Source organism: Achromobacter sp. Marseille-Q4954 (genome assembly GCF_943737025.1).
Classification (GTDB): Bacteria; Pseudomonadota; Gammaproteobacteria; order Burkholderiales; family Burkholderiaceae_B; genus Achromobacter; species Achromobacter bronchisepticus_A.
On sequence record NZ_CALSFQ010000001.1, the window covers coordinates 1,788,177 to 1,809,667 of the forward strand.

Here is a 21,491-nt window from a genome sequence, read left to right on the forward strand (position 1 = left end):
CCGTCCAAGGCGGCCCCGCACTTTCAGCTGCGCGGCCGCTTTTTTTTTTCGAGGCTCCTCGTGAATCCATCCACCACTAACGCACAGCTCTATATCGGACTGATGTCGGGTACCAGCGTGGACGGCGCGGACGGCGTGCTGGTGCGCCTGGCCGACGGCCAGGCGCCGGCCGTGCTCGCCAGCGCCAGCCTGCCCATGCCGGCGGACCTGCGGCGCGAACTGCTGGCCCTGAACCAATCCGGCGACGACGAGCTGGCCCGCGCAGCGCTGGCCGCCAACGCCCTCGCCCGCCTGTATGCCCAGACCGTGGCGGCCCTGTTGCAGCAAGCCGGCGTCGCGGCCGACGACGTGACCGCCATCGGCGCCCACGGCCAGACGGTCCGGCACCGGCCCGACCTGGGCTACACCGTGCAGCTCAACGCCCCCGCCTTGCTGGCGGAACTGACTGGCATCGACGTGGTGGCGGATTTCCGCAGCCGCGACGTGGCCGCGGGCGGCCAGGGTGCGCCGCTGGTGCCGCCCTTCCATGCCGCCATTTTCGGCTCGCCGCAAGGCCGCGCCGTCCTCAACCTGGGCGGTATCGCCAACGTGACCCTGCTGGAACCGGGGCATGCGCCCCGCGGCTTCGATACGGGGCCCGCCAATGTTCTGCTGGACGGCTGGTGTCAGCGCCACCTGGGCCGGCCTTATGACGCCGACGGCCGCTGGGCGGCGACCGGCCAGGTGCTGGCGCCGCTGCTGGAACAACTGCAGGCCAGTGAACCCTGGTTCGCCCTGCCCCCACCCAAATCCACCGGGCGCGACCTGTTCAACATGCAATGGCTGGACGATCGCCTGGCCGCATTCGACGGCCCCAAGCCTGCGCCGCAAGACGTGCAGGCCACGCTGCAGCGCCTGACGGCGCGCACGGTCGCCAATGCCGTCGATGCGGCCGCGGCGGGCACGCAGGAAGTCTTCGTCTGCGGCGGCGGCGCGCGCAATCCCGGCTTGATGCGCGAACTGGCGTACTGTCTGCAACGGCCGGTGCACGCCACCGATGCGCTGGGCGTGCCGGCGCAAGAAGTCGAGGCCCTGGCGTTCGCCTGGCTGGCGCAGGCCTTCGTGCAGCGCAGGCCTGCGGGCTTGCCGGCCGTCACCGGCGCGCGCGGCGCGCGCATCCTGGGCGCGCTCTATCCGGCCTGAAAGCCGCGCGCCCATGCAAAAAGCCCTTCGGCGCGCCGAAGGGCTTTTTCCTTTTTCCTGCCCGGCTGATTACACCGAGAACGAGGAACCGCAGCCGCAGGTAGTGCTGGCGTTGGGATTGCGGATGACGAACTGCGCGCCTTCCAGGTCTTCCTTGTAGTCGATCTCTGCGCCGACCAGGTACTGGAAGCTCATCGGGTCGACCAGCAGTTGCACGCCGGCCTTGTCCAGCACGGTGTCGTCATCGTTCACGACTTCGTCGAAGGTGAAGCCGTACTGGAAACCCGAACAGCCTCCGCCCTGCACGAAAACGCGCAGCTTCAGCTCAGGATTGCCTTCTTCGGCCAACAGATCCTTCACCTTGGCCGCAGCCGAGTCGGTAAAAACCAGGGGAGCAGGCGGGGCGGCCTGCAGGTCGACGGTTTCGGTCACTGCATTCATGGTTCACTCCTGGCCGGTTCGGCCATATTTCGGTGAGCGGCAACGGCGCTCGCATGGTGTCACTATAGCGCAGGGCTTGCGCAGACTCAAAGTTCGAGCTTGACGCTTCTTGACGCGCGGACGGTATCGCCCTCCAGGACGCTGACCGTCACGCTTTCGGGGACAAATCCCTCGGGTAGTGCCAGGATGCCCTGGCTGCGCTGGTATTGATCGAACTGCAGGGCCAGCGGCGAGGTCGGCGCGCTGTCGCCAGGAATGGCGACAGAGCCGGATTCGGCCTTGACCTGCATGGGCGCCAGATCCACCTTCACGGTTTCGCCCTTCAGGACGCCAGTGGCCTGGAAACGCAAAGCGCCCGAGAATGGAGAGCCGCCATTGCGGCCGCTGCGCATCAACAGGACCTTGTAGCGCAAGCCGCCGCCACTGCGGTCGATCTCGACGCCACGGATGTCCACCGACCCCTCGGGACCCGGCGGCAATAGCTGCTCATAGAACGCCAATTGATCGCGCACCCTGCCGACCTCGGCCTGGACCGTGCGCAGCTGCGCTTCCAGTTCCTGGCGCGCGGCGCGTTCGATGACCAGCTCGCCGTCGGCGGTGTCCAGCTGCCCTTGCGTGTAGCGCAGCTGCGTCGACTGTTGACGCATGGCCTCTTCCTGGACCTCGGCCTGCCGGGCGCTGATCACCACGGCATCCTGCGGCCGGTAGAGCTTGCGGGCGTAGAAGAAGCTGGCGGAACCGCCCAGCAGCACGCCGACCAGCAGGCCCACGAATACGCGCGTCAACCCGCCGGCGGAGCGAGACTGGGGCGTGGTGGAGGAATCGGCGGGCATAAAGAGCGGCGGCTTGCGGCCCTGCGGCCGCAAGCCTGCGTACATCAAGGCAGGATCGCGACCTGATCCAGGCCGGTCGATTCGGGGATGCCGAACATCAGGTTCATGTTCTGCACGGCCTGGCCGGCAGCGCCCTTGACCAGGTTGTCCTGAATCACCAGGACGATCAGTTGGTCGCCATTGCCGGGACGGCTGAGCGCAATCCGCAGGTTGTTGGAGGCGCGCACCGAACGGGTTTCAGGCAGGCTGCCGGCGGGCATGACGTCAACGAAGGGCTCGTCGGCGTAGCGCTGTTCAAACAGGGCCTGGAAGTCGGTATCGCGGGCTTCCGGCAGGATGCGCGCATAGATGGTGGAGAACATGCCGCGGATCATCGGCACCAGATGCGGCACGAAGGTCAGGCCGACCTTGCCGCCGGCGATCTTTTCCAGCTGCGCGACGATTTCCGGGTGGTGGCGGTGGCCAGCCACGCCGTAGGCCTTGAAGTTGTCCGAAGCTTCGGAGAAGAGCGAGCCCACTTCCGCCTTGCGGCCGGCGCCCGACACGCCCGACTTGCAGTCGGCGATCAGGGTTTGCGCATCGATCAGCTTCTTGCCGCCTTCGAGCAGCGGAGCCAGGCCCAGCAGCACGGTGGTGGGATAGCAGCCGGGGTTGCCGATGACGCGGGCCTTGGAGATGGCCTCGCGGTTCAGTTCCACCAGGCCATACTGGGACTCGGCCAGGATGTCCGGGCAGGTATGGGGAATCTTGTACCAGCGTTCGAAGGTGGGGATGTCCTGCAGGCGGAAGTCGGCGGCCAGGTCGATGACCTTGGTGCCGGCATTGATGAGTTCCTGGGCCTGGGCCATGGCCACGCCGTGGGGCGTCGCGAAGAACACGACGTCGCAATCCGTCAGCGTGGCCTTTTCCGGCGCGGAGAAAGCGATATTCACGCGGCCGCGCAGGTTCGGATACATGTCAGCCACCGGCAGCCCGTCTTCCTTGCGGGACGTGATGGCGGTCAATTCCACATTGGGATGCTGCGACAGCAAGCGCAGCAGCTCGACGCCGGTGTAACCGGTGCCGCCGACGATACCAACCTTGATGCGGGTGTTCGATGCTTGGGCCATGATGTGTGCTCTTCGTAGAACGAGGATCGATTGTATCGCTCGGGAAAGCGGGTGTTGCGGCTAAGAGCCCGAAATGGCACCGCAGTCCTTCTTTCCGACCGGAGGGAATGCGCGGAGTTCCGCGCGGGGCGCACAGCGGCCGGACGGGGTCCGGCGCTGGTACAAATAGTGCGAAAAAAAGCCCGCCGAAGCGGGCTTTTTCGTGCAGCAGCGTATTAACGCTTGCTGAACTGCTTGCGCCGACGTGCCTTGCGGAAGCCGACCTTCTTGCGTTCGACTTCGCGGGCATCGCGGGTGACAAAGCCAGCTTGCGACAGTGCGGGCTTCAGGGTCGCGTCGTAGTCGATCAGGGCACGCGTGATGCCGTGACGAACTGCGCCGGCCTGGCCGGTTTCACCGCCGCCGTGCACGTTGACCTTGATGTCGAACGATTCCAGGTGGCCGGTCAGTTCCAGCGGCTGGCGCACGATCATGCGGCCGGTTTCGCGGGCGAAAAAGTCGTCGACGGGCTTGCCGTTGACAACGATCTTACCCGTGCCCTTCTTGATGAAAACGCGAGCCACCGAGGTTTTGCGACGGCCGGTTCCGTAATTCCAGTTACCGATCATGGCGTTTCCTTAGATATCCAGCGTCTTGGGCTGCTGGGCGGTGTGCGGGTGCTCGGCACCGGCGTACACCTTCAGTTTCTTGATCATGGCGTAGCCCAGAGGACCCTTGGGCAGCATGCCCTTGACAGCCTTCTGGATGGCGCGGCCGGGAAAACGCTCTTGCATCTTCTCGAAGTTCGTTTCACGGATACCGCCCGGGTACGTCGTGTGGCGGAAGTACTTCTTGTCCTTCGCCTTGGCGCCCGTAACAACGATATCGGCAGCGTTGACGATGACGATGTAGTCACCGGTATCAACGTGCGGCGTGAATTCAGGTTTGTGCTTGCCACGCAGACGACGTGCGACTTCGCTGGCCACACGACCGAGGACTTTGCCCTTGGCGTCGATCACAAACCAGTCACGTTGGACTTCATGCGGCTTGGCCACAAAGGTCTTCATGATGGTTCCTAAGAATAAAAATTTTCCTGGCTGGACCATCCAGCCAGTTTTTTTTCCCCGAACTAGACCAAAATCGCGGAAAAAACCCAGCGGGTTTTCCAAAAATTCAGTCGATATCAGCGTCTTGCCTAAGCGTTATTACCCGCCCGTGCATTAGCCAAAATGAGGGAAAGCCTGCGATTCTAACACAGCTGCTCAAAAAGTGGGCAACTTAATCCTCGTCGGAAATACGCCAACGGCGCCCTGAGGCGCCGCCGGCACATCCAGACAATCAGGGACGCACGCCCTGGAACGCCGGCTCAGGCGCCCAGGTAGGCTTCCAGAACGCGGGGATGGCCCAGCAGTTCGCGGCCGGTGCCGGTCAGCGCCATGGCGCCGTTCTCCAGCACGTAACCGTGCTGGGCAATCTTCAGCGCCTGGCGCACGTTCTGCTCGACCAGGAACAGGGTCAGGCCATCGGCGTTGATCGCGCGCAGGGAGCGGAAGATCTCCTGCACCACGATGGGCGCCAGGCCCATGGAGGGTTCGTCCAGCAGCAGCAGGCGCGGCTTGGCCATCAGTGCCCGGCCGATGGCCAGCATCTGCTGCTCGCCGCCGGACAGGTTGCCGGCGATGCCGGTGATCCGTTCCTTCAGGCGCGGGAACAGGTTGAACACGTATTCCAGGTCCGAGTCGACGTTCTTGAGGCCGCGGCGGTAGGCGCCCAGCTCCAGGTTTTCGAGCACGGTCATGGTGGTGAGGATGGCCCGCCCTTCCGGCACCTGGACGATGCCTCGCGCCACGAGTTGATGCGGCGGCAGGTTGGTGATGTCCTCGCCTTCGAAGGTGATCTTGCCGCGCGCCTTGGGCAGCAGGCCCGACAGCGCCAGCAGCGTGGTCGACTTGCCGGCGCCGTTGGCGCCGACCAGGGCGGTGATTTCCTTGGCGTTCAGGTCCAGGTCGATGCCGCGGACGGCTTCGATGTGGCCGTAATTGACCTCGAGTCCGCGGACTTCCAGCATGGCGCTCATTGTGCAGCCTCCGCGCAATGCGCTACGGTATTCGTCTTGGGAGCGGCCCGGCGACTCATTTGGCGGCCCCCGCTTGTTCGGTGTCTTCGTCGTCTTCGCGGCCCAGATAGGCTTCGATGACCTGTTCGTTGTTGCGGATCTCGTCAGGCCCGCCGCAAGCGATGATCTTGCCGAAGTTCAGCACCGCGATGCGCTCGCACAAGCCCATGACGAAGCGCATGTCGTGCTCGATCATGAGGATGGTGTAGCCGCGGTCGCGGATGGCCAGGATCTCGCGCATGAGCTCGGCGCGCTCGCCGGTGTTCATGCCGGCGACCGGCTCGTCCAGCAGCAGCAGCTTGGGCTCGGTGGCCAGCGCGCGCGCCAGCTCCAGGCGGCGCTGCTCGCCGTAGGACAGGTTGTCCGCCAGGTCGTTGGCCTTATGGTCCAGGCGCATCCAGGTGAGCAGTTCATGCGCGCGCTCGCGGGCGCGCTTTTCGTGCTCGCGGTAGCCCGGCAGGCCCAGCAGCAGGCTGGGGAAGCCGTAGTTCATGTGGCGGTAGGCGCCCACCACCACGTTTTCCAGCAGCGTCATCTCCTTGAAGAGACGGATGTTCTGGAACGTGCGGGCGATGCCCATGCGCGTGATGCGGTGCGGCTTCTTGTCCAGGACGCTCTGGCCGTTGAACGTGATGGTGCCGCCGCTGGGCGGCAACAGGCCGGTGATGAGGTTGAACACCGTGGTCTTGCCGGCGCCGTTGGGGCCGATCAAGCCGAAGATGGCGCCTTCGGGGACCGACAGGCTGACGTCATGCAGCACATGCAGACCGCCGAAGCTCTTGGAGACGGAAGAAAGCTCAAGCATGGCGCTTGCCTCCCTGGCGTCCTTGGCGCATCCAGCGCTTGAAGCGCGCCGGATCCCAGATGCCTTGCGGCAGGAACAACACAATCACCACCAGAATCACTCCGTTCGCGACCAGGCGCAGATCGGCAAAACCGCGCAGCATTTCGGGCAACACGGTAATGATGAAGCTGCCCAGCACGGGACCGGCCAGGCCGCCGATGCCGCCCAGGATCGCCATGGTCAGGATTTCCACGCCACGGTCGAAACCGTATTCGTTGGGGCCGATGAAGAAGGTCAGGTGTGCGTTCAGGGCGCCGGCCAGACCCGCGATCATCGCGCCGGCCACGAAGGCCAGCATCTTGTTGGCGCGCACGTCGATGCCCATCAGGCCGGCGGCGGTTTCGTCACCGCGGATGGCATCGAACGAGCGTCCGATCTTAGAGGCGCGCACGCGCCACAGCACGAACAGCACGATGACGACGGCCAGCACCACATGCCACCACTGCGTCAGCTGCGGGATGCCGTTAAGGCCCAGCGCGCCGCCGGTGATGGATTCGGTGTTGAGAATGGTCACGCGGACCACTTCGCCAAAGCCCAGCGTGGCCATGGCGAGGTAGACCCCGGACAGCCGCAAGGTGGGCAAGCCGATCAACGCCGCCACCAGCGCGGGCGCGGCCATGCCGCCGGCAAGCGCAACCGAGAACGGCGCGTCGTAGTTCATGGTGAGCAGCGCGGCGGTGTACGCCCCGATGCCCATGAAGGCTGCGTTGGCCATGGCCAGCATGCCGCAAGCCAGGGTCAGCCAGATGGAGAGGGCCAGCAACGCATTGGTGCCCAGCGTGAGCACCAAGTTGCCGTAGATGGCCCAGAAGTTTTCGAATCCGCTCATTCTTTAAGCCTTGCGTTGAACCACTTTGCCGAACAGACCTTGCGGGCGCACCAGCAGGATCAGGAACAGCAGGCCGAAAGCCACCGCATCGCGCATGGTGGAGCCGATGTAGGCCACCGACAGCACCTCGGCGAAGCCCAGGAACAGGCCGCCCAGCATGGCGCCGCGGATGTCGCCCATGCCGCCCAGGATGATGACCGCGATGCCCTTGTGCAGCATCGGCTGGCCCATCAGGGGGAACAGCGCGTTGGAGTACAGCCCGATCAGCACGCCGGCCACGCCGCCCAGGGCGGCCGCGGCGAACGAAGTGGTGACGAACAGTTTTTCGACGTTGATGCCCAGCAGCCACGCGGCCTTGGGCGATTCGGCGATGGCGCGCAGGGCGCGGCCGAATTGCGTGCGGCGCATGACGTACATCAGCACGGCCATCAGCGCGAAAGACAGGAAGATGATGCCCAGTTCAATGACGGTCAGGTGCAGGCCGGCGACCTCGATCACTTCCTCGGGCACGGTGCCGTGCGGGAAGCGCAGGTTGCTCGCGCCAAAGATGCTCTGGGCGGTGTTGTTCAGGATGATGCCCACGCCGATGGTGGCGATCATGGGGATCAGGTGGGGCGCGTTGCGCTTGCGCAGCGGCTTGAGCACCAGGTAGTCGATGATGACCCCGGTGAAGCCGGCGACGAAGAACGCTGCCATCAGGCCGGCCCACAGGGGCAGGCTGAATTGCTGCACCACGAACAGTGCCGCGTAGGCGCCAACCATGAAGACGGCGCCATGCGCCAGGTTGATCACCCCGAGCACGCCGAAGATCAGCGTGAAGCCCAGCGCGAACAGTGCATACACACAGCCCAGCGACAAGGCATTGACGAATTGTTGTTCGAACATGATGGGACTTTCCAAAGCTGTGAGGGCCCCATGCAGCGCCCACTGCATGGCCTTGAGCCTCCCGGCGGGGAGGCATTTCTTTTAGGGTGACGGCCCTGCGATAAAAAGCGCCTTGCGGACGACTCAGCCGCCCGCAAGGCGCATCCCCCCGCGCGGGGATGCGCAGCGCTTACTTTTCGATGACGTACTTGCCGTCCTTCGTCACGCTGACGATGGGGGCCTGGTCGGCATCGTAGCCGGCGGGCTTGCCGGCGCGGTCGTTGGCCTGACGGAACTTGAACGGGCCAGTGGCGCCGGTCCAGGTGACCGCGGGCAGCGCGTCGCGCAGGGCTGCGCGATCCTTGGGCAGGTCGCCCGAGATCTTGACGTTCTTCAGGGCCTGGGCCGCGATGTACATGGCGTCATACGACTGGGCCGCGAACTGGTCGGGCGCGCCGTTGAACTTGGCCTTGTAGGCGTCGATGAACTTGACGTTCTCGGGGGCCTTGTTCTCGATCGACCAGGGGCTGCCGATCCACAGATTGTTCGACGCGCCGCCAGGGGCCAGGTCGAAAATCTTGACCGAGTTCATGCCGTTGCCGCCGATGACGGGCACGTTCAGGCCCAGTTGGCGGGCCTGCACCATGATCGGAGCGCCTTCGGCCAGCAGTGCGGACAGCACGATGGCATCGGGGTTGGTGCCCTTGATCTTGGTCAGCTGGGCCTTGAAGTCCACGTCGCCCTTGGCGAACGTTTCGGTCGTCGTGACCGGGATCTTCTGGTCTTCCAGGGCCTTCTTGAAGTTGTCGTAGCCGCTCTTGGTGAAGACGTCGTCGTTGCCGTAGAGCACCGCCACGTTCTTCAGGCCGGTCTTGGCCTTGACGGTGGAGATGGTGGCCGGCAGCACGTCGGCTTCGGTGACCGAGTTGCGGAACACATAGTTGCCGATGGAGGTGATGCCGTCGGCGGTATTGGAGGTGCCGAAGGCGACCGTCTTGGCGGCCTGGGCGATCGGGTCGGCGGCCTGGGCCGAGTTCGACAGCGTCGGGCCGAAGACCATCAGGACGTTGTCCTTGAAGATCAGCTTCTTGAAGACGTTGATCGCTTCTTCTTTCTTGCCTTGTTCGTCCTCGACCACGAGCACGATCTTGTTGCCGTTGATGCCGCCGGCGGCGTTGATTTCATCAGCGGCCAGCTGGAAACCATTGCGGATCGACACGCCGTACTGGGCAGCGCCGCCCGACAGGGCTTCGGCCACGCCGATCTTGATGTCGGCCGCATGGGCAGCCGGGACGATACCGGCAGCGATCAGCGCGGCCAGCAGCTTCTTGGTCTTGGATTGCATGGTTGTTACCACCTTAAAGTCTGTCTCGGAATATTGGTAATCCGGGCTGATGTAATCCTGCCGGATTGACGTCGGATGCCGCCTAAAGGCGCCATGTTTGCGCGTCAAGACCCGGGATATTACTCCTTTGTATCAGGCGGCTACTCGAACGCCATTCAACAAAAGCCTACAAACCGCCCATTTTTTTGTAAAAAACGTGTGGTTACTAGCAAAAACCCTAACGCCGGCCGAATGTTATTCGGCAGGCGTAAGTGTCCTACGTTCTGGCCGATAGCGCTACGCCCAGGTATTGGTCGTAGGCGCTTTCGGTCAGACGGAACCATGGCATTTCGCTGTCGCGAAAACCCATGTAACTATCGTGCATCGCCTTGAATCTGGGGTCTTTGGCGCCCAAGTCCTTATAGAGCTGCTGCGTGGCCTCGAACGCCAGGTCCATGATGGACCGCGGGAATGTACGGATTTGAGCGCCGTTTGCCGTCAATTGGGCCAGCGCGGCCGCGTTGCGGGCATCGTAGCGGGCGACGGCGGCGGCATGCGCGGCCTGGGCGGCCGCGTCCACCACGGCCTGGTAGTTCTTGGGCAACGCATTCCAGGCTTCGTCGTTGATATACAGCGACAGCTGTTCGCCGGGCGCCCACCAGCCGGGTGCGTAGTAATACTTAGCAACCTTATTAAGACCGAGCTTGTCGTCATCGTAGGGGCCCGCGCCCGCCACCGCCTGCAGGCCGTCTTTCTCGAAGGCCTCGGCCAGCTTGGCGGGATCGGCCTGCTGCGGCGCCACGCCCAGCTTGGCCAGCACGTCGCCGGCCAGGCCGCCCACCCGCATTTTCAGGTCTTTCAGGTCGCCGGCGCGCTTGATTTCCTTGGTGTACCAGCCGCCCATCTGGGCGCCGGTGTTGCCCAGCGGAAAGTTGATGATTTTTTCAGGCTTGAAGAGTTCGCGGGTCAGCCGCAGGCCGCCGCCTTCGCTCATCCAGGCGTTCATCTGCCTGGCGTTCAGGCCGAAGGGCACTGCGGCGTCGAAGCAGAAGACGGGGTTCTTGGCGTAGTAGGCGCGGGACGAGGCATGGCCGCATTCCACCTTCTTGGTGGAGACCGCTTCCATCAGGTCCGCGGCGGGCACGATCTCGCCCTCGGGGAAATGGCGGATGTTGAACTTTCCGCCCGTGGCTTCAGAGACGAACTTGCAGAAGCTTTCGCCAGCGCCAATGCGCAGATCCAGGGTGCTGGGGAAGCCGGAAGACAGGCGCCAGCTCAATGAGGGCATGTCCTGCGCGAACGCGGGCGCGCTGACGGCGGCTCCGGTGGCGACAGCGCCGAGACCGGCGTGCTTCAAGAACGAACGTCGTTGCATCTCTTTGCTCCTTTACAGCAACACCTGGGACATCAAGCGATACCCGGCGGATATTACACGCTGATATCGGCCTGCCTGGCCACACTATCAGGTAAGGGATTGCAAAGACCGGAACGACTGCCGGGTCTGCGTGGCGGCCGCGGCGCATCATGCCGCGGCCAATACGCAGGATCAGATTCCGGCGATCGCCATCTGCTCGATCAGGATCGAGCCGGTGGTCTTGGTGCCGCGCGAAATCGTGTCGGCGCCGACCGCCACGATCTGCTTGAACATATCGGCCAGATTGCCGGCAATGGTGATTTCCTGCACCGCGTGCTGGATCTGGCCGTTTTCCACCCAGTAGCCGAACGCGCCGCGCGAGTAGTCGCCGGTGACGTAGTTGACGCCCTGGCCGATCAGCTCCGTGACGAGAAAGCCCGTGCCCATCTTCTTGAGCATGGCTTCGAAGTCGTCGCCGCGGCGGGTCTGAGTGGAGCTGAACACCAGGTTATGCGAACCGCCGGCATTGCCGGTGGTGGTCATGCCCAATTTGCGAGCGGTGTAGGACGACAGGAAATAGCCTTCCAGCACCCCGGCCGACACCACGCTGCGGCGGCGCGTGCGCACGCCTTCGTCGTCGAAGGGCGAGCTGCCCATCGCGCCGCGGATGTGCGGATCTTCGGTCAGGTTGATATGTTCGGGGAAGATGGGCTTGCCCAGCGCGTCCAGCAGGAAGCTGGCCTTGCGGTACAGCGCGCCGCCGTTGGCGGCCTGGGTCAAGGCGCCCACCAGCCCCAACGCCAGGGGCGCTTCGAACAGGACGGGGAACTTGCCGGTGCGGATGCGGCGAGCCGACAGCCGCGACAGCGTGCGCTCGGCGGCGTAGCGGCCGATGGCTTCGGGCGAAGCCAGCTTGGCGGGATCGCGTTCGGAGCTGTACCAGTAGTCGCGCTGCATGCCGTTGCCGCGGCCGGCGATGGGCGCGACCGACAGGCTGTGGCGCGAGTACGGGTAGCCGCCCAGGAAGCCGCGCGTGTTGCCCATCACGAACTGGCCTTCGTAGGTGCCCACGGTGGCGCCATCGGTATTGGTGATGCGCGGATCGACCTCGCGCGCTGCGCGCTCGGCGCGCAGCGCCAGCTCGGCGGCCTCTTCGGTGGACACGCCCCAGGCGCGGTGCAGGTCCAGGTCGGGGAATTCGGTGGCCAGCTGGTCGGCGTCGGGCAGGCCGGCGGCCGGATCGGCGGCGGTATGGCGCGCGATGTGCCAGGCGGCTTCGACCGTCTGGCGCAGCGCCGCTTCGGAAAAGTCGGAGGTGGAAGCGGAGCCGCGGCTCTGGCCGGCGTAGACCGTCAGGTCCAGCGAACGGTCGCGGGTCTGTTCGACGGTTTCGATGTCGTTCTTGCGTACGGAGACCGACAGGCCCAGGCTTTCCGAGACTTCCGCCGCTGCGTCGGAGGCGCCGATCTGGCGCGCATAGGCGAGGGTTTGTTCGACGAGTTCAGAAAAACGCGCGTGATTCGCCGCCAGCGGCAAGGATGAGGAGGTTTTAACCATTGCTGTCCAATTTGCAGAGACGGTTATCATAGCCAAGTCTGTCATTGCGCAGTTTTCCATGAATTCCCATATTGAAGAAGAATCCGTCGACGACGGTTACGACGAGAACGGCTACGACCGTCCCAGCAAGTCCCAGGTCAAGCGCGAAATGCACGCGCTGCTGGACCTGGGCAAGCAGCTGATCGAACTGTCCCCCGAACGCCTCAAGCAATTGCCGCTGGCCGAGCGTCTCTATGAGGCGATCCGCACGGCGCAGCGCACCACCGGGCGCGAGGGCAAGCGGCGCCAGGTTCACTTCGTGGGCAAGCTGATGCGCGACGCGCCGGCCGACGAGATCCGCGCCCAGCTCGACGTCTGGGAAAACGGCTCGCGCGAGGAAACCGCCGCCATGCACCGGCTGGAGACGCTGCGCGACCGCCTGCTGGACGACGACGAGGCCCTGACCAAGCTGCTCAACAGCAATCCGCAAGCCGACGTGCAGCAGCTGCGCGCGCTGATCCGCGCCGCCCGCAAGGAAAAGCTGGCCAACGCCGCCCTGCTGCAAGGCCAGGAACCGCAGAAGAAGCACTACCGCGCGCTGTTCCAGGCCCTGAAGACCCTTACCCTTTGATTTTCATCGCCCGCCGTCCATGAACGCTCCGACCGACCTGCTCGATTGCATCGAGATCGAAACCGCCCCCAATCCCACGCACGCCGTGATCTGGCTGCATGGCCTGGGCGCCGACGGCAACGACTTCGCGCCCATCGTGCCGGAGCTGGACCTGCCGGCCGGCGCGTCGGTGCGCTTCGTGTTCCCGAACGCGCCGGTGCAGCGCGTGACGATCAATAACGGCATGTCGATGCGCTCCTGGTACGACATCCTGGTCATGGACCTGGTACGCGTCGAGGACGCCCGCGGCATCCGCGCCTCCGAAGCCGCGATCCACAAGCTGATCGCGCGCGAGAACGCCCGCGGCATCCCGACCTCGAAGATCGTGCTGGCAGGCTTTTCGCAGGGCTGCGCCATGACCCTGCACACGGGCATCCGCCTGCCGGAAAAGCTGGCGGGCATGATGGGCCTGTCGGGCTATCTGCCGCTGCTGGACACGGCCGAAGCCGAGCGCAACAGCGCCAACCAGGACACGCCCATCTTCCTGGCCCATGGCCAGTACGACCCGGTGGTGTCGCTGCCGCGCGCCCAGGCCTCGCTGGCCGAGCTGCGGCGGCTGGGCTACGACGTGCAATGGCACACCTACCCGATGCCGCACTCGGTCTGCGCCGAGGAAGTAGCGGATATCTCCAAGTTCCTGAACCAGGTTCTGGTCTGAGGACCATGCAGGGCCGCGCCCGGCGGCCCTGATCGCGGCAGATGGGCGTCCTGCGCCCTGCCCGCCCGCTCGCAGGCCCTGGCGGCCTGCGATTTCATTTTGTATACCAAGTGGTATCCCAGCCTGGAATTTTCCTGGGCTGACTTTCTCTCGTCCATAGAGAAAAACGCCAACTGCAAAAAGCTTGTCGCCTATTTGTATTGAATATAGTATTCGATCCAAGCCTTACCGGCCCGGGCGAGCAGTTCGGGCTTCCCTGTTGTTGTTGTCGATCCATCCCATTGGCCGTGTCGCGCCGGGTTTCGGCGTGGCATTCAAGACGCAGGAGAAAGTCCCGTGAAATCCTTGCCATCGCCCCGTCTGGCGGCTGCGGCGCTGCTCGCGCTGTTCGCCCCCTTGGCCGCCCAGGCCGAAGCCCTCAATCCCCCCGTGAAGGTCCGCTACGAAGAAGTGGTGCGGTCCATTCTTTACGTGCCCAAGTACGTGGCCCTGTCGCAGGGCTATTTCAAGGACGCGGGCCTGGACGTGTCCATGAAGACCTCGCAAGGCACCGACAAGGGCATGACCGCCCTGCTGTCCGGCAGCGCCGACATCGTGCTGATCGGGCCCGAGGCGTCCATCTACGTCCACAACAGCGAATCCCCGGTCAAGCCCAAGATCTTCGCCGGGCTGACCGCCACCGACGGATTCTTCCTTTTGGCGCGCAAGCCGGTGGAGAAGTTCGACTGGTCCATGCTCAAGGGCAAGGAGGTCATCGGCTTCCGGCCGGGCTCCAATCCCATCGTGTTCCTGGAAACGGCGCTGCGCAAGCATGGCGTGGATCCCCAAAAGGACGTGAAGCTGCTGAACAACATCGGCATTCCCGCGCGCGCGGGCGCCTGGATGGCCGGCCAGGGCGAATATGGCATTTTTCTTGAACCCGAGGCCGGCGAATTGGTGCGCAACGGCAAGGGCTACATCGTCGCCTCGGTGGGCCACGAAGTCGGCCAGGTGGACTACACGGTCTTCACCGCCACCGACAAGTACATCCGCGACAACCCCAAGGTCATCCAGGCCTGGACCGACGTGGTGGCGCGCGCCGAAAAATACGTGAAGGACACGCCCGCGGCCACGCTGACGCCGCAGATCATGACGTACTTCCCCGGCATGGACCAGGCTGCGGTGACAGAGGCCATCGAGCGCTACAAGAAGTACCAGATCTGGAAGACCACGCCGCTGGTGACGGCCGAAGCCATGAACCAGTTGCAGGACATGCTGATCGCCAGCGCGGTCATGAAGGACAACGCCCGCGTGAAGTACGAGGACGTGGTGGTGACCGACTTCGCGAAGAAGGCCCAATGATGGGCGCCGTCGTCCACAACCTGAAGCCGGACACCGCCACGGCGAAGATCGAACTGCGCGAGGTCTGTCTTTCCTATTTCACCCAGGAAGGCGAGACGGAGGCGCTGTCGAACGTGTCGTTCACGCTGGCGGCGGGCGAATTCGTCAGCCTGATCGGGCAAAGCGGCTGCGGCAAGAGCACGCTGCTGTCGCTGATCGCCGGCCTGATTCCGCCGACCTCGGGCGCCGTGATGATAGACGGCCAGGCCGTGACCAAGCCCAATCCGCGCATCGGCTACATGCTGCAGCAGGACTACCTGTTCGAATGGCGCACCATCCTGGACAACGTCATGCTGGGCGCGGAGATCCAGGGCCGGCGCGATGCGCGCAGCGAGGCGCGCGCCGTGCATCTGCTGGAGAAATGCGGACTGGGCGCCTTCCTGTCGCACACGCCGCGCCAGTTGTCGGGCGGCATGCGGCAGCGCGCCGCGCTGGCCCGCACCCTGGTCACCGAGCCGGACGTGATCCTGCTGGACGAGCCCTTCTCGGCGCTGGATTCGCAGACCCGGCTGGCAATCTCCGACGAAGTGGTGGACATCCTGCGGCGCGAAGGCAAGACCGTGGTGCTGGTGACGCACGACATCGGCGAAGCCATCGCCATGACGGACCGCGTGATCGTGCTGTCGCGCCGGCCCGGCCGCCTCAAGAGCCAGTACCGCATCCATTACGGCGACGGCCAGGCCCGGCCCACGCCGTTCCAGGCTCGCTCGCGGCCCGAATTCAATACCTACTTCAAACAGCTGTGGGACGAGCTCGATGTCCACGTGGAGGGTTGACCCATGAACGCGCCCGTCGCCAACACCGTTCCGCTGCGTGCCGTGCGCGCGCCCAGCGAGAAGTACCTGAACTACCTGCGGCGCGACCGCACCCGCCGCCGGCACATCCGCATCGCGCAGGCGCTGCTCTTGGCCGTGTTCCTGTGCGCCTGGGAAATCCTGCCGCGCATGCATATCCTCAACCCGCTCCTGACCAGCTACCCCAGCGCGCTGTGGCCAACCTTCATCGAGCTCTGGAACAACGGCAACCTGGGCAAGCACATCATGACCACGCTGAGCGCCACGCTGGTGGGCTTCGGCCTGAGCATGGCGATCGGCATCGTGGTGGCGGCTGCGCTGTGGTGGTCGGACTTCCTGTACAAGGTGCTGGACCCCTTCCTGGTGGTGGCCAACGCCATGCCCAAGATCGCCTTCGTGCCGATCTTCTACCTGTGGCTGGGTTCGGACTACGCGGTGTACGGCATGGCCGTGGCGATCGCGGTGTTCGTGACCATCATGGTGGTGTATGCGGGGTTTCGCGGCATAGACCTGAACAAGGTGAAGCTCGCCCACACCTTCGGCGCCAGCCGCTGGCAGGTGCTGACCAAGGTGGTGCTGCCGGGCAGCGTGCCCACGCTGATCGCGGCGGTGAAGATGAACATCGGCCTGGCGCTGGTGGGGGTGATCGTGGGCGAGTTCCAGTCGGCGGATTCCGGCCTGGGCTTTCTCATCATGAACGGCAGCCAGGTGTTCAAGCTGAACATCGTCATGACCGCCATCGCCATCCTGGCCCTGATCTCCAGCGTGATGTACCTGATCGTCTACCGCATCGAAGCCGCGATCGCGCGGCGCTACGGATAAGGAACCGCCATGGAATTCCCGCAATGGGTAAAGGATCGCGTGATCGCCCGCCAGGGCCGCCTGCACCCCTATGACGAACTGCCCGCCGCGCGCCTCGCGGTGGTAGTGGTGGACATGCAGCAGTACTTCACGCTGCCCGGCTACCAGGGCGAATGCGCGCCGGCGCGCGAGATCATCGCCCCCATCAACCGCCTGTGCGACGCGGCGCGCGCCGCCGGCGGCACCATCGTGTGGGTGCAGACCGCCTCCGATAACGCCGACTCGTTCTGGTCGCACCATCACGGCGTGATGCTGACGCCGGAGCGCAGCGCCAGGCGTCTGGAAACGCTGCGCCGCGATGCTCCGGGGTATGCGCTGCATCAGGACCTGCATGCGCACGACACCGACCTGCGCGTGACCAAACGCTTCTACAGCGCGATGGCGCCGGGCTCGTCCGAACTGGAGCCGCTGTTGCGCGGGCGCGGCGTGGACACGCTGCTGATCGCCGGCACCGTCACCAACGTGTGCTGCGAATCCACGGCGCGCGACGCGATGATGCGCGACTTCCGCACCATCATGGTGGACGACGCGCTGGCCGCCGTCACGCCTGCCGAGCATGAACACGCGCTGCACGGCTGGATGCTGTTCTTCGGCGACGTGCTGTCGGTGGACGAATCGATCGCGCGGCTCAAGCCCGCCCAGGCAGTCAGGAAGACCGCCTGAACGGGCCTGATATCAGGACAGGTTCAGCCAGACCCGGCGCATCGTCGGGTCTTCCGGATCCGCGTCGTTGGTGAAGCCCAGGCTGGTCATCAGCGACAGCATGGGCCGGTTGGTCGACAGCACCAGGCCGTCGATGTATTCCAGCCCCTGCTCGCGCGCCGCGTCGATCAGCGCCGACATCAGCTGGCGGCCCAGGCCGCGGCGTTGCCAGTCGTCGCCGATCACCAGGGCGTACTCGGCACCCCTGCCGTCGGGGTTGCGCAGGTAATGCGCGAAGCCCACCAGCACCTCGCGCGGATGGCCGCGGTTGGCGGGGTTGGGCACCTGCGTGGCGGCCACCAGGGCCAGCTCGCGGTGGTAGTCCACCTGCGTGTAGCGCGACACCATGCGCGGGGTCAGCTCGCGCATCATGGACACGAAGCGCATGTAGCGCGAACGCTCGGACAGGCCGCGGATGAATTCCTGCAGCGGTTCGGCATCCTCGGGGCGGATGGGACGCAACACCCAGGGGATGCCGTCGGCGAAGCGGCGCACCTGCACCAGCCGGGCCGGATACGGGTGGATCGCCATATGCGGGTAGCCCGCCGTCTGCGGCGTTGCGCAGCCGGGCTTCTCCGTCAGCGTCATGCGCAGCCCGCCGGCGCGCAGATGGGTTTCGCCGGCGTATAGCGGATCGATGTCCAGGGATTCGATATCCGGCAACTCCGACACCAGCTCGGACACCAGCACTACCGCCTGCTGCAAGGCCTCGGCGGCCATGTGGCCGATGCGCGGCGCCAGCACCCGGCGCCACAGCCGGCTGCGTTCGATCAGTTGGCGGGCCAGGAAGCCGTTGAGCGGCGGCAGATCGACGCCGCGGTCGGATTGCGACAGCACCGCGTCCGGGCCGCCCGCGCCGAAGCGGATGACAGGGCCGAACTGCGGGTCGCGCCGCACCCGGATCGCCATGGGGCGGGACTCCGGCTCTGCAGCCGCCACGTCCATCGGCGTGTCGCGCAGCGGCACGTAGAACAGCGCCAGCAGGCTGCGGATTTCGGAGGTATTCAGTTCGCGCCGGCATTCGGCGCGCACGCGCGCCAGGATCTCGCGCGCAGCGGCCAGGTCCGGCACGTGGCTGGCCGGCTCCGGCGGCTGCGTCTGCAACAACAGCTGCTGGTTGTAGTGATGGGTCGCCAGCACGCCGAAAGCGTCGGCGGCCGATTCGGGCGTGCGGAAAGCCGAGGTCCCCGCGTCATCCAGCATGCGCCGCAGCGGCCGCATGCCGGCGTCGCCCATGAAGCAGGTGACGACCGGCTTTTTCGCCTTCGGCGCGATCTGCGCCAGTTCGCGCGCCACCGCCTGCATGTCGGCCAGCGCGTCGGGCGCCAGCAGCACCAGCACGCCGTCCACGCCGGCATCGTCCAGCACCGCGTCCAGCATGGCGCGGATGCGCTCCGGGGTCAGCGGCGTGAAGGTGATGACGGGATTGGCGGTGGCGGCGTCGGGCTCCAGCATGGCCGCCAGCGTCCGCTGGGTCGCGGGCGCGAGCTCCGCGCGCAGCACGGCGGCATCGGGGCCGATCAGGTCCATGGCCAGTTGGGGAGGCCCGCTGCCGTTGGAGATCAGCGCCACGCGCCGGCCCTTGGGACGGCGCGTGTAGCCCAGCACCTTGACCGCCGAGAACAGCTGCACGAAGTAGCGCACGCGGACCGCGCCGGCGCGGCGCAAGGCGGCGTCGAAGATGGCGTCGGCGCTGTCGGTATCCGCGCGGCCGGCCTTCAGCACGATCACGGGCTTGATCGAGGCCGCGGCGCGCAAGGTGCTCATGAATTCGCGGGCCGGCCCCACGTCTTCCAGATAGAGCACGATGCTGTCCGTGCGCGGATCGCTGGCAAGATAGTCCAGCACCTTGGACAGGCCCACCACCGCCTCGTCGCCCAGCGACACGGCGGTGGAAAAGCCGATGTGCACATCCTCGGCCCAGTCCATGACCGCGGCCATGATGGAGCGCGACTGCGCCAGCAGCGCCACGCGGCCGGCGCGCGCCAGCACGGGGTGCTGGCTCAGGTTCAGGCCGGCGTGCGGCCGCTGTGCGCCGAAAGAGCGCGGACCGAGCAATTCGCAACGGTTTTCCTCGGCCCAGGCGCGGCACAGCGCCAGCGTGCCGCGCGGATACGGGTCGGGCAGTTCGTGCGGCAGCAGGATTACCGAGCGCGGCGCCAGCGGCGACAGCCGGCGCAGCGTTTCCGGCAGGACGGCGGGCGAAACGCAAACCAGGGCCAGATCAGGCCGTTCGCCCTGGGCCAGGCCCTGCAGCGTGTCCGGCAGGTCCGGCGCGGCGCCGACTTCGCAGGCCACCACCGTGGTCTTGCCCTTGAGCGCGGGCGGCAACGAGGCCGCCGCCGGCAGCGGCCGGTCGGCGACGATCACCAGCGAGGCGGGCTCGAACATCGGGGCGAGAGCGTGTCGCAACATGGTGTTAGCAGGCCCTAATCTAAAATACCCCTCATCGTAACAAGACAACCCTGCCCTACGATTGACATGGGCCCAGCCTGACGCCGATTTGTGGCGCCGCAGCCGCTATCATTGCCACCTATGACTTCCAACGCCTCTACCCCCATTCGTACCCGTTTCGCGCCTTCGCCCACGGGCTTCCTGCATCTGGGCGGCGCCCGCACCGCGCTGTTCTCCTGGGCCTTCGCGCGCCATCACAAGGGCACCTTCGTGCTGCGCATCGAAGACACGGACGTCGAACGCTCCACGCCGGAAGCGGTGCAGGCCATCCTGGACAGCATGGACTGGCTGGGCATGCAGCCCGATGAAGGCCCCTTCTATCAGATGCAGCGCATGGACCGCTACCGCGAAGTGGTCGCGCAGATGCTGGCCGCCGGCACCGCCTACCACTGCTACAGCTCGCCCGAGGAAGTGGAAGCCATGCGCGAAGCCGCCCGCGCCCGCGGCGACAAGCCGCGCTACGACGGCACCTGGCGCCCCGAGCCCGGCAAGACCCTGCCGGCCATCCCGGAAGGCCGCAAGCCCGTGGTGCGCTTCAAGAACCCGCAGGAAGGCGCGACCTCCTGGAACGACATGGTCAAGGGCACCATCAGCTTCGACAACACCGAACTCGACGACCTGATCATCGCGCGCCCGGACGGCACGCCCACCTACAACTTCTGCGTCGTGGTCGACGACTGGGACATGGGCATCACCCATGTGCTGCGCGGCGATGACCACGTCAACAACACCCCGCGCCAGATCAACATCCTGCGTGCGCTGGGCGCCACGCTGCCCGAGTACGGCCATGTACCCATGATCCTGGGTCCGGACGGCGAAAAGCTGTCCAAGCGCCACGGCGCCGTCAACGTCATGGAGTACGACAACGAAGGCTATCTGCCGGAAGCCATGGTCAACTACCTGGCGCGCCTGGGCTGGAGCCACGGCGACGACGAGCTCTTCTCGCGCGACCAGCTGGTGTCGTGGTTCGACACCAAGCACCTGTCGAAGTCGGCCTCGCAGTGGGATCCGAAGAAGCTGAACTGGGTCAACGCCCACTACATCAAGCAGATGGACAACGCCGAACTGGCCGAGCGCGTGGCGCCGCGCGTGGCGAACCGCGGCGGCCATCCGGAAAAGATCGATCTGCCGGGCGTCATGGGCCTCTTGAAGGACCGCGCTGAAACGCTGGAGCAGCTGGCCGACGGCGCCATGCTGTTCTGCGCCGAATTCAAGGGCGCGCCCGCCGAGCTGGCCGAGCAGCACCTGACCGCGCCCGCGCGCGAAGCGCTGGCCGACTTCGCGCAGCGCGCCCAGGACGCCGACTGGACCCGCGAAGCCCTGTCCGCCCTGATCAAGGCCGTGCTGGCCGACCGCGGCATGAAGATGCCGCAGCTCGCCATCCCCCTGCGCGTCGCCGTCACCGGCCAGACCCAGACCCCGGCCGTGGACGCCGTGCTGGCCCTGCTGGGCAAGCAGACCGTGCTCAAGCGCCTGGCCGCAATCTAAGCGCCTGTCCCAAAAACACCGCGGGCCTTGCTCATTCCAGGATGAGCAAGGCCCGCGGTGTTTTCAGCCGTTC

The 21,491-nt window shown here is 65.6% G+C and carries 21 protein-coding genes; 8 read left to right on the top strand and 13 right to left on the bottom strand.

The window, feature by feature from the left end; genetic code table 11:
* Positions 1–60 precede the first annotated feature (60 nt).
* Complete coding sequence (locus tag NGK62_RS08365) at positions 61–1,182, top strand: anhydro-N-acetylmuramic acid kinase (RefSeq protein ID WP_286012351.1); 1,122 nt, start codon at positions 61–63, stop codon at positions 1,180–1,182.
* A 69-nt stretch (positions 1,183–1,251) separates the two neighbouring features.
* On the opposite strand, the gene erpA is transcribed toward NGK62_RS08365, so the two are convergent.
* The 12 genes from erpA to pmbA form a co-directional block, all read right to left on the bottom strand.
* Positions 1,252–1,623 carry an iron-sulfur cluster insertion protein ErpA gene (gene erpA, locus NGK62_RS08370; protein ID WP_013391415.1) on the bottom strand — a complete coding sequence of 124 codons (372 nt, stop codon included), beginning with the start codon at positions 1,621–1,623 and terminating at the stop codon, positions 1,252–1,254.
* Positions 1,624–1,709: 86 nt separating this feature from the next.
* Positions 1,710–2,456 (bottom strand): DUF6776 family protein, encoded by a 747-nt coding sequence (locus NGK62_RS08375; RefSeq protein ID WP_251877999.1) that lies wholly within the window; start codon positions 2,454–2,456, stop codon positions 1,710–1,712.
* A 44-nt stretch (positions 2,457–2,500) separates the two neighbouring features.
* Positions 2,501–3,565, bottom strand: a complete 1,065-nt coding sequence (gene argC / locus NGK62_RS08380; RefSeq protein WP_054458385.1) for an N-acetyl-gamma-glutamyl-phosphate reductase — start codon at positions 3,563–3,565, stop codon at positions 2,501–2,503.
* Between the two features lie 215 nt (positions 3,566–3,780).
* The gene (gene rpsI, locus NGK62_RS08385) at positions 3,781–4,173 is read right to left on the bottom strand and encodes a 30S ribosomal protein S9 (protein ID WP_006217310.1); all 393 of its coding nucleotides are present in this window, start codon (positions 4,171–4,173) and stop codon (positions 3,781–3,783) included.
* 9 nt (positions 4,174–4,182) lie between these two features.
* A complete protein-coding gene (gene rplM, locus NGK62_RS08390; RefSeq protein ID WP_013391412.1) occupies positions 4,183–4,611 on the bottom strand; it encodes a 50S ribosomal protein L13 in 429 nt (142 codons plus the stop codon).
* A 299-nt stretch (positions 4,612–4,910) separates the two neighbouring features.
* Positions 4,911–5,621 carry an ABC transporter ATP-binding protein gene (locus NGK62_RS08395; RefSeq protein ID WP_054458384.1) on the bottom strand — a complete coding sequence of 237 codons (711 nt, stop codon included), beginning with the start codon at positions 5,619–5,621 and terminating at the stop codon, positions 4,911–4,913.
* 55 nt (positions 5,622–5,676) lie between these two features.
* Complete coding sequence (locus NGK62_RS08400; RefSeq protein ID WP_059372876.1) at positions 5,677–6,465, bottom strand: ABC transporter ATP-binding protein; 789 nt, start codon at positions 6,463–6,465, stop codon at positions 5,677–5,679.
* The gene (locus NGK62_RS08405; RefSeq protein ID WP_013391409.1) at positions 6,458–7,333 is read right to left on the bottom strand and encodes a branched-chain amino acid ABC transporter permease; all 876 of its coding nucleotides are present in this window, start codon (positions 7,331–7,333) and stop codon (positions 6,458–6,460) included. Before NGK62_RS08405 ends, NGK62_RS08400 begins: the two co-directional genes overlap by 8 nt.
* A gap of 3 nt (positions 7,334–7,336) precedes the next feature.
* Entirely contained in the window at positions 7,337–8,218 is an 882-nt protein-coding gene (locus tag NGK62_RS08410; protein WP_059372875.1) for a branched-chain amino acid ABC transporter permease, read from the bottom strand.
* A 169-nt stretch (positions 8,219–8,387) separates the two neighbouring features.
* Positions 8,388–9,542: an ABC transporter substrate-binding protein gene (locus tag NGK62_RS08415; protein ID WP_118932553.1), complete on the bottom strand. Its 1,155-nt coding sequence runs from the start codon at positions 9,540–9,542 to the stop codon at positions 8,388–8,390.
* A gap of 256 nt (positions 9,543–9,798) precedes the next feature.
* On the bottom strand, positions 9,799–10,896 hold the full coding sequence (locus NGK62_RS08420; protein ID WP_251878001.1) for a TRAP transporter substrate-binding protein: 1,098 nt from the start codon (positions 10,894–10,896) through the stop codon (positions 9,799–9,801).
* A gap of 171 nt (positions 10,897–11,067) precedes the next feature.
* A complete protein-coding gene (gene pmbA / locus NGK62_RS08425; protein ID WP_059372869.1) occupies positions 11,068–12,432 on the bottom strand; it encodes a metalloprotease PmbA in 1,365 nt (454 codons plus the stop codon).
* Positions 12,433–12,490: 58 nt separating this feature from the next.
* On the opposite strand from pmbA, the gene yjgA reads away from it, so the two are divergent.
* The 6 genes from yjgA to NGK62_RS08455 all read left to right on the top strand — a co-directional run bounded on the left by yjgA (position 12,491) and on the right by NGK62_RS08455 (position 17,437).
* A complete protein-coding gene (yjgA, locus tag NGK62_RS08430; protein ID WP_059372867.1) occupies positions 12,491–13,042 on the top strand; it encodes a ribosome biogenesis factor YjgA in 552 nt (183 codons plus the stop codon).
* A gap of 19 nt (positions 13,043–13,061) precedes the next feature.
* A complete protein-coding gene (locus NGK62_RS08435) occupies positions 13,062–13,739 on the top strand; it encodes an alpha/beta hydrolase (protein WP_059372865.1) in 678 nt (225 codons plus the stop codon).
* A gap of 336 nt (positions 13,740–14,075) precedes the next feature.
* Positions 14,076–15,080: an ABC transporter substrate-binding protein gene (locus NGK62_RS08440; RefSeq protein ID WP_059372863.1), complete on the top strand. Its 1,005-nt coding sequence runs from the start codon at positions 14,076–14,078 to the stop codon at positions 15,078–15,080.
* Complete coding sequence (locus NGK62_RS08445; RefSeq protein ID WP_059373042.1) at positions 15,080–15,895, top strand: ABC transporter ATP-binding protein; 816 nt, start codon at positions 15,080–15,082, stop codon at positions 15,893–15,895. The genes NGK62_RS08440 and NGK62_RS08445 overlap by 1 nt, the downstream gene beginning before the upstream one ends.
* Before the next feature lie 3 nt (positions 15,896–15,898).
* Positions 15,899–16,735 carry an ABC transporter permease gene (locus NGK62_RS08450; protein ID WP_251878003.1) on the top strand — a complete coding sequence of 279 codons (837 nt, stop codon included), beginning with the start codon at positions 15,899–15,901 and terminating at the stop codon, positions 16,733–16,735.
* A gap of 9 nt (positions 16,736–16,744) precedes the next feature.
* Positions 16,745–17,437 carry a cysteine hydrolase family protein gene (locus NGK62_RS08455; protein ID WP_251878005.1) on the top strand — a complete coding sequence of 231 codons (693 nt, stop codon included), beginning with the start codon at positions 16,745–16,747 and terminating at the stop codon, positions 17,435–17,437.
* A 12-nt stretch (positions 17,438–17,449) separates the two neighbouring features.
* Here the strand turns inward: NGK62_RS08455 and NGK62_RS08460 are convergent, their stop codons facing one another.
* Entirely contained in the window at positions 17,450–19,891 is a 2,442-nt protein-coding gene (locus tag NGK62_RS08460; protein WP_059372856.1) for a bifunctional acetate--CoA ligase family protein/GNAT family N-acetyltransferase, read from the bottom strand.
* Positions 19,892–20,011: 120 nt separating this feature from the next.
* Between NGK62_RS08460 and gltX the strand changes: the two genes are divergently transcribed.
* Entirely contained in the window at positions 20,012–21,418 is a 1,407-nt protein-coding gene (gltX, locus tag NGK62_RS08465) for a glutamate--tRNA ligase (protein ID WP_059372855.1), read from the top strand.
* Positions 21,419–21,491: the final 73 nt, after the last annotated feature.